The sequence below is a fragment of the Actinomadura montaniterrae genome (assembly GCF_008923365.1).
GTDB lineage: Bacteria > Actinomycetota > Actinomycetes > Streptosporangiales > Streptosporangiaceae > Spirillospora > Spirillospora montaniterrae.
The window spans coordinates 1-6,875 of record NZ_WBMR01000354.1 but is presented as its reverse complement, the minus strand read 5'-3'; the positions used below and the strand labels follow the sequence as shown (position 1 = coordinate 6,875).

General features: G+C 76.5%; 5 protein-coding genes. 1 reads left to right on the top strand and 4 read right to left on the bottom strand.

Annotation, left to right across the window (positions count from 1 at the left end):
- The 4 genes from F9B16_RS48230 to F9B16_RS48215 all read right to left on the bottom strand — a co-directional run.
- A partial coding sequence (locus tag F9B16_RS48230) for an AMP-binding protein (RefSeq protein ID WP_151546983.1) occupies positions 1–3,043 on the bottom strand: 3,043 nt, incomplete at its 3' end.
- 129 nt (positions 3,044–3,172) lie between these two features.
- Entirely contained in the window at positions 3,173–3,850 is a 678-nt protein-coding gene (locus F9B16_RS48225; RefSeq protein ID WP_151546982.1) for an HAD-IA family hydrolase, read from the bottom strand.
- Positions 3,843–4,946: a Gfo/Idh/MocA family protein gene (locus tag F9B16_RS48220; protein ID WP_151546981.1), complete on the bottom strand. Its 1,104-nt coding sequence runs from the start codon at positions 4,944–4,946 to the stop codon at positions 3,843–3,845. Before F9B16_RS48220 ends, F9B16_RS48225 begins: the two co-directional genes overlap by 8 nt.
- A complete protein-coding gene (locus F9B16_RS48215; RefSeq protein ID WP_225992625.1) occupies positions 4,943–6,094 on the bottom strand; it encodes a DegT/DnrJ/EryC1/StrS family aminotransferase in 1,152 nt (383 codons plus the stop codon). The genes F9B16_RS48220 and F9B16_RS48215 overlap by 4 nt, the downstream gene beginning before the upstream one ends.
- Positions 6,095–6,284: 190 nt before the next feature.
- On the opposite strand from F9B16_RS48215, the gene F9B16_RS48210 reads away from it, so the two are divergent.
- Entirely contained in the window at positions 6,285–6,716 is a 432-nt protein-coding gene (locus F9B16_RS48210) for a type II 3-dehydroquinate dehydratase (protein WP_192809364.1), read from the top strand.
- Positions 6,717–6,875: the final 159 nt, after the last annotated feature.

Genomic DNA, 6,875 nt, shown 5'->3' with positions numbered 1-6,875 from the left:
GCCACAGGTCCTCCGGCGAGGCGATCCCGCCCGGCAGGCGGCAGGCCATGCCCACGATCGCGACAGGCTCGCCGGACAGGGCGTGCGGGACGGCCGCGTCCCGGTTGGCGGGCTCGGCGAGCAGCGACGCCCGCAGGTGGCGTGCGACGGCGAGCGGGGTCGGATGGTCGAAGGCGAGCGTGGCGGGCAGCGGCAGCCCGGAGGCGGCGGCCAGCCGGTCGCGCAGGGCGACGGCGGTCAGCGAGGTGAGCCCGAGGTCGCGGAACGGCGCGTCGGCGGGGAGGTCGCCGCCGGCGCCGAGCAGGTCGGCGACCGCCGTCCGGACGAGGTCCGTCAGCAGCCGGTCGCGGTCGGCCGGGCCGGGCAGGTCCAGGAGCCGGCGGCGCAGGTCCGCGGCCGCGCCGTCGTCCGCGGCCACCGGACGGGCCGGGGCCTCGATCAGATCGCGCAGCGGGGCCGGGACCCCGTCGGCGCGCACCGCCGCCGGGTCGAGGCGGAACGCGGCGAGGCAGGTCTCCTCCGAGGCGAGCGCCGCGTCCAGCGCCGACATGCGGTCCCGGGCCGTCAGGCGCCCGACGCCCGGCGGCGGCGGACGGCCGTCGCCCTCGACGGGACCCAGGGCCAAGGACAGCGCGGGCCGCTCGTCGGCCGCGCGGCGGCGGGCCAGCGCGTCGAAGGATGCGCCGAGGGCGGCCTCCACCTCCCCTTCGCGTCCGGCGGCTCCGAGCAGCCCAGTGGCCGGGGAGAGCAGCACGAACGCGTCGAGGTCGTGGTCCCGGGTCAGCTCGGACAGGTTCACCGCCCCCGCAAGGGCGGCCTCGGCGTCCTGTCCGCCGGGCGCGTGGACGACGGCACCGATCGGGCCGCTCGCGGCGAGCAGCGCGGCGAGGGCGTCCCGGTCGGCGGCGTCGTCGGCGACGGTGGCGACATCGGCTCCGTGGGCCGCGGCCAGGTGGCGGGCCACGGCCGCGCCGAGCTCGCCGCCGGCCCCGGTGACGAGCACGGTCCGGCCCGCGCCGATCGGGCCGCGCGGGGCCGCGTCCAGCGGCGCGGTGGCACGGACGGCGCGCGGTACCAGGAGGACCCCCGAGCGGACGGCCGCCTGCGGCTCCCCGGCGGACAGTGCCTCGGCCGCCCACCGCTCCGCGTCGTCCCCGGCGTCCCCGGTGTCCAGGTCGAGCAGCGTGAACCGGCCCGGGTTGGCGGCCTGGACGCCGCGCATCGCCGCCCACACGTCCGCCTGGGCGCGGTCGATCGCGGTGCTGGTCCACTCCACGGCGACCGCACCGCGCGTGACGACGACCCGGTGGGCGCCCGCGCCGCCGTCGCCGGACGTCCAGGCCGTGAGCCGAGCCGAAAGCTCCCGCGCGTCCGTGTCCGCCGAGGCAACCACCACTTCCGGGCGCACGTCCTCCGCGCCGGGGCGGCCCGGTACCGAGGGGAGCGGGATCCAGTCCAGGCGGAACAGCGACTCGTGGCGCCCGCCGCCCGTCGCGCGCAGCCGCGCGGGACGCTCCAGCAGCAGGCGCCGCGCGACCTTCCCGGAGGCCGTGCGCGGGACATCGGCTATCTCGTACAGCTCCTCGGGCACCTTGAAGTAGGCGAGGCGCTCCCGGCACGCGGCGAACAGCGCCTCGGGGTCCAGTCCCTCCGGCCCCGGCACGACGAAGGCCACCGGGACCTCCCCGAGCACCTCGTGCGGACGGCCCGCCACCGCGACGTCCGCCACGCCGGGCCGTCCCCGCAGGACCTCCTCCACCTCGCCGGGGTGGATGTTCTCCCCGCCCCGGATGATGAGCTCCTTGATCCGGCCGGTGATGGTGAAGTAGCCGGCGGCGTCGCGCCGGGCCAGGTCGCCGGTCCGGTACCAGCCGTCGCGGAACGCCTCGGCGGTCTCCTCCGGCCGGCCGTGGTAGCCGGCCATCACGCTCGGGCCGCGGACCCAGACCTCGCCCTCCTCCTCCGCCCCGACGTCGGCGCCGGTCTCGGGATCCACCAGCCGCACGCCGAGCCCCGGCACCGGCAGCCCGCACGACCCCTCGACGCGGGCGCCCGTCGGCCAGTTGATGGTGATCGACCCGCACGTCTCGGTGCTGCCGTAGGCGTCCAGCAGCGGCGCGCCGAACGCCTCCTCGAACGACCGGCGCAGCGCCGCCGTGGTCACCGCGCCCCCGACCAGGCACATGCGCAGGTGCGGCGCCGTGAACCCCTCCTCGCGCGCGGCCCGGACGAGGTGGTGGTACATCGTCGGGACGCCCGCGAGGAAGGTGATGTCGTCCTCGCGGAGCGCGCCGAGCACCTCCGCCGCGCTGAAGCCGTCCAGGATGCGGGCGGTCGCGCCGACCGCGGTGACGGCGAGCACGCACGCGATGTGCGAGAGGCTGTGGAACAGCGGCAGCGGCCACAGGACGCGGTCGTCGGCGGACAGGCCGGGGACCGGCACGTAGCAGGCGGCGACCGACCACAGGCAGTTGCGCTGGGTGGAGACGACGCCCTTGGGCCTGCCGGTGGTGCCGGAGGTGTAGAGCATCCACGCGGGTTCGTCGAGGCCGAGGTCGTCGCGGGCGGGCGTGCCCGGCTCGGTGCCGGCGAGCGACTCGAACGGCACCGCCGCGGGGAGCGCCTCGGGCGGCGCGTCGCCGGTGACCACGACGGCGACGTCCGGCCGCGCGGCCAGCACCCGGGCCAGCGGCGCGGCGTGCGCCGGGTCGGTGATCACCAGCCGGGCGCCGCTGTCGTCCAGCAGGTAGGCCAGCTCGGCCTCGGTGACGCGCGGGTTCACCGGGACGCCGATCGCGCCCGCCCGGACCAGCGCCAGGTAGCCCTCCACCGTCTCGACGCGGTTGCCGAGCAGGAGGGCCGCGCGGTCGCCGGGCTGCAGCCGGCGCTCCGCGAGATGCCCCGCGAGACGCCGGGTCCGCGTTTCCAGCTCGGCATAGGTCACGGCGCGCCGGGCGTCCCGGAAGGCGATCTTCCGGGGCGCCCGGCGGGCGTGCTCGTCCAGCAATTCGGGCAGTGGCCGAATCAGCTCCGTGCGCAGCATTCCGGCGCATCCCCCAATGCGAAGGTGACGGTGCGGAACCGCCCGCAGGAAATGTGCGGGCGGATGCGCCCAGTCTCATCAAGGAATGGTCGGGACAATCCCCTAACCGCCCCCCTCAACGGTCCTTGCTCACGTCCGGACCGGGGGACGGGGCGGAGTCAGCAGGCCGAGCAGGTCGGCGGGGCGGTGCAGCACCGCGTCCGGCCGTTCGGCCAGCAGCGGCGCGGGGTCGCTCTCGCCCCACAGGGCGGCGATCGCGCCGACGCCGGCGGCCCGCGCGCTGTGCAGGTCGGTGACGGCGTCGCCGACCATCACCGCCTCGTCCGGGCGGGCGCCGAGCAGGGCGAGGGCGCGTTCGACGATGTCGGGCGCGGGTTTCGGGCGGGCGACCTCGTCCGAGCCGATCACGTGCTCGAAGTACCCGGCGATGCCGAGGACGGCGAGCAGCGAGCGCGCCCGGGGCCCGCTCTTGCCGGTCGCAACGGCAAGCCGCAGGCCGCGCCGGCGCAGCCCGGCCAGCAGCGGCCCGACGCCCTCGAAGACGGTGACCTCGCCGGCGAGCCGGTAGCTCTCCCGGACGAACGGCTCCTCGATCTCGGGCGGCAGGCCCATGATGCGCATGATGTCGGGGAAGTAGCGGCCGAGGTGCCTGCTGTACTCCTCGAAGGGCGCCGGGCCGTCGCCCATCACCTCGGCGTAGGCGGTCTGGAACGCCCGGCGCATCACGTCGAAGCTGTCCACGATGACGCCGTCGAGGTCGAAGACCACCGCGCGCACCGCGGGGCGGCCGGTGGCATCGTCAGGCATGGCCCGCTCCCGCCGCCACCGGCGTCCGGGCCGCCGGCCGGGCCGAGTCGTACAGCCGGCCGATCGCCGCGATCATCTCCCGTGCGCGCGCGACGGCGACGCCGCGGCGCCCCGGGTCGGCCAGCAGGGCGGGCAGCTCGTCCAGCTGGCGCGAGTACTCCGCGCCGACCGGCTCCCGGGGGACGGGAACGGGCCGGGCGACGCCGTGCCGGGTGCGCACCAGCGCGGGCGCCTCCTGCCGGTTGGTGCTGAACCCGAACGTGCAGCGCAGCGCGGCCGTCCCGGCGGCGCCCTCCACGGTGATCGCGGTGACGTCCCGGGTCTCGTGCGACGCCCAGCTCGCCCGCAGCGCCACCGAGACGCCGCGGTCGGTCACCAGGAACCCGCGCGCGGTGTCCTCGACGTCGCCTGCGGCACCGTCCGCGGCGGAAGCGCCGGGCGCGGCCTGCTTCCAGCGCGCGCGGCGCGAGGGATCGTTGACGAAGTCGGACGAGACCGCGCCGAGGACCCGGTCGAACGCCGTCGGCCCGAGCAGCGGCTCCACGGCGTCGAACAGGTGCCAGCCGAGGTCGAGCAGCGCGCCGCCGCCCGCCTGCTCGCGCCGGACGAACCAGCTGCTCGCCGTGGGCACGCCGTGCGCACGCACCCACGACAGGTCGATGTGGCGGATCGGGCCGAGGCCGGCGGCGACGTCCAGCAGCGCCCGGACGTCGGCGCGGTACCGGGCGGCGCTGCCCGCCAGGAGCACCGCGCCGCCCGTCAGCTCGGCCGCCGCGAGCCGGTCCGCCTCGGCGACGCTGAGGCAGACCGGTTTCTCCACGAACACCGGCACGCCCTTGGAGAGCAGCCGGGCCGCGACGGGCGCGTGCAGGTGGTTGGGGACGGCGACCACGGCCAGGTCCACGGTCGCGGGGTCGAGCCCGTCGACCTCCGCGAGCGCGGCCGGCGCTCCCGCCGCGGCGCGCGCGGCCGGGTCGGGGTCGACGACGGCGGTGACGGTGTAGCGCTCGTGCTCGTGCAGCCGGGGCAGCCAGATCCGGCGCCCCGCCCAGCCGAGCCCGACCAGGGCGACGCGGACGCGCGCGGGGCCGGTCACGCCGACCTCACCGCGTCGGCCACGATCTCGGCGACCCGGTGGACCTGGTCCTCGGTGCCGAGGAGCGTGCGGTGGTGCAGCCAGATCCCGTCGCCGGTGAGCGCCTCGGCGTTCGGGCAGCGCGCCGCCAGCTCCTCGGGCGTCGCGTCCGGCGCGCCGGTCTCCCAGAACGCGGCGGTGCGGTAGACGGCGCGGAACACCACGAAGGCGGGCACGCCGCGCGCCACGAGCGCGTCGACGAGCGCGTCGCGGCGCTCGCCCGCCAGCTCCGGCACCCGGAACATCGCCATGTAGTGCGGCACCCGGTCGGCGCGGGCGTCGCGCTCCTGGGGCAGGACGCCCGGGATCTCGGCCAGCAGCCGGTCCAGCACGGGCGCCCGCTGCTCGCGGGTGTCGATCTGCTCGTCCAGGCGGCTCAGCTGGGCGCGCAGCACCGCGGCGGAGAACTCGTTCAGGCGGAAGTTCGAGCCCGAGGTCCGGTGGTGGTAGCCGCGGTCGTCGCGCGGGCGGCCGCAGCTGTGCCGCAGGAAGCCCTCCTCGTAGGAGTCGCGGTCGGGGAAGGTGACCGCGCCGCCCTCGCCCGCCGTCATGAGCTTGCCGTTCTGGAAGCTGTAGGCGGCGATCGTGCCGAACTCCCCGACGCGGCGGCCGTTCCAGCGGGCCCCGTGCGCGTGCGCGGCGTCCTGGACGAGCGGGACGCCGCTGTCGGCGGACAGCTTGGCCAGTGCGTCCATGTCGGCGAGCTGCCCGGCGATGTGCACCGGCATGATCGCCCGGGTGCGCGGCCCGACCGCCGCCGCAGCGGCCGCCGCGTCCAGGTTGTAGGTGCCGGGGTCGACGTCCACGGGCACCGCGACCGCGCCGAGCCGCTGCACCGCCTGCGACGAGGAGATGAAGGTGAACGCCGGCACCAGGACCTCGTCGCCCGAGCCGATCCCGAGCACCTGGAGGGCCAGCTCCAGCGCGTGCGTGCCGTTCGTCACGGCGAGCGCGTGCGCGGCGCCCTCGTGCTCGGCGAACTCGCGCTCGAAGGCGTCGACCTCGCCGCCGCCCATGCGCCACCACTGGCCCTGCTCCAGCGCGCGGACCAGCCCCTCGCGTTCCCGCCCGTCGTACTGCGGCCACTCCGGCAATCCGATATCGGTCACGTGCTCCACATCCTCCGGGTCGTGCGTTCCGGCCGTTTCACAAAGCGTCCCCAGCGGGGATTTCATCGGCACGGTACCCAAGCCGGGAGGGCATTTCCCATCCCCTATCGCACCCCCTATATTTCCCTTGCCCTAATGTCGCGCGACGATTCCGCGCAGCAAATGCGCAGCGCATGTTATAACGGCGGACGTGCAGTTGCTTTTGCTGAACGGACCGAATCTGGGGATTCTCGGGCGCCGGGAGCCGGAGATCTACGGGACCGACACGCTGGCCGACGTCGAGGCGGCCGTCCGCGCGGAGGTGGCGGCGCGCGGCTGGGAGGTGGTGGCGGTGCAGCGCGAGTCGGAGGGCGCGCTGATCGAGACGTTGCACGGCCGGTGGGACACCGTCGGCGCGATCGTGAACCCGGGCGCGCTGATGATCGCCGGCTGGGGGCTGCGGGACGCGCTGGCCGCCTACCCGCGCCCGTGGATCGAGGTGCACCTGTCGAACGTGTGGGCGCGCGAGTCGTTCCGCCACGAGTCGGTGCTGGCCCCGGTGGCCGACGGGGTGATCGTCGGGCTCGGGTCGCTCGGCTACCGGCTCGCCGCCCGCGCCCTGCTCGCGCTGGTCCCGGAATGACCCGCCTCGGGATCGACGTCGGCGGGACCAAGGTCGCGCTCCGGCTGGCCGCCCCGCACCGGCCGCCGCGCGACGCCGCGTTCCGCTGGCCGGCGCCGGCGGACCCCGCCGCGGACTGGGCGGCCCTCGCCGGGGAGGTGGCGCGGCTGCGGGCCAGAG

Excerpts from the sequence above, each read along its gene's own strand:
- F9B16_RS48225 (WP_151546982.1), bottom strand. The coding sequence starts at position 3,850 with ATGCCTGACGATGCCACCGGCCGCCCCGCGGTGCGCGCGGTGGTCTTC.